General features: G+C 30.9%; 1 protein-coding gene. It reads left to right on the top strand.

The genetic code is table 11. The features are described 5' to 3' along the window. Window positions 1-400: 400 nt before the first annotated feature. Window positions 401-1,348, top strand: coding sequence for a hypothetical protein (locus tag ACW2QF_RS20175; RefSeq protein WP_455717807.1), 948 nt, complete (start codon window positions 401-403; stop codon window positions 1,346-1,348). The last annotated feature ends 230 nt before the right edge of the window (window positions 1,349-1,578 follow it).

Genomic DNA, 1,578 nt, shown 5'->3' with positions numbered 1-1,578 from the left:
ATATAATTAAAATATACAACAAACTAGTTGACAGATAAGAATGGTATATGTTATCATTCAAGTGTAATAACAGTTAATATTAAACAATCATTATAAGAAAGGACGATATCAAATAGATGATCAACTCAAATAGAGAACAAAAACTTAAAACAAACAACAATATGAAACAAGATTTTCTTAAAGGCAAACACAAACAAAAAGAGAAGGTTTTCAGCACACTCATTTTGAGTTGCTAAAGAACTTTATATATTATAACTTTATATATTAATAATGACTGTAAGAATCGGAATGAGTGATTCCAGTTTTGAGAGTTGCAACTACCCAAATCGGAATGAATGACTCCGATTCGTGTTTATAACCTCACTGCAACTATTTCACAAAGAAAGGAAGGGTTTAGAGAATGAAAATACCAATTAAAGATAAATTTACAACATCGGAAGATTTTTCTCCTGATGAATTTTTAGTTTACATCGCTCTACGTAAAATTATGTCAAGCTCAAAAGTTACTGATAGTTATTTTATTTGCATAGGGACATTATCCCATTCATTATGTGGAAAACAAATACTACATAAAACAATTACCTCTTCGCTCTTATCTGGCATGAACTCTTTACTAAAAAAGGGGTACATAAAACAGATAGACGCTAAACTTGATACTAGGCAGAATTCGTGGGTGGTTGATTTGTATAAATTACATATTGGCGTAGACAAGAATAATAAAGATACATACTATAGCCTAATTGACTCTGATGGAATAAAGATGATACTAGAATACGATTTTAAGAACAGATTATCACTGCTAAAGTTCTACTGCTATCTCATGACAACAATTCAAAAGATGGGGGATAAGGCGGGGGTTGGTTTTACATACTATAAGGGTATGTCCGATAGTATAGGATATGCCGAGAAAACAATTTCTAATTATATGGAGATACTCCAGGAACTACAATTGATTTATGTTTACAAGCCAAAGTTTGCGCTTAGAGATAATGAGACTGGTGGTATCCAGGAAATATCACAGACATACGGTTCTATTGAATATAAGGATAAGATTATTCAGGTTGGACAAGATTATGAAACTAGATATGGGGAAGAAAAACAGAAAATTCTCAGACCTAAGAAGTCGTCTTCTCGTAGCGCTGCCATTAAATACAAATATATTTTACAAGATGTTAAATCTGGTAAGCCAATTAGATATCCGCCTGATGAAATTAAAGAGATTTATGAAAGTTTGGTTGAGCATAATGAAAGATATAAGGATAATGATTGTGCTTGGATGAAGGATTTAAGCGTATTTATGGGATATGATTTTTATGGTAAAAGTAAGGACGCAGATAACTCTAGCTAATAACAATTAATATTAAACACGTAAGAATAAACAAAAAAAATTTAAAGGAGAAGTAAAAATGCAAGAATTAAAGAAATTAAAAATAGATCCAGAATTAAGAGATTTGTTGCCACCACTTACAAGTGAGGAAAAAACACAATTAGAAAAAAGTATTTTAGAAAATGGTTATGTGGGAATACCTATTTTTACATGGCATGATTTTATAGTCGATGGTCATAATAGATACGAAG

This window comes from Anaerosporobacter sp. (genome assembly GCF_965301125.1).
The sequence above is the reverse complement of the archived record's forward strand: the minus strand, read 5'-3'. Positions and strand labels throughout refer to the sequence as shown.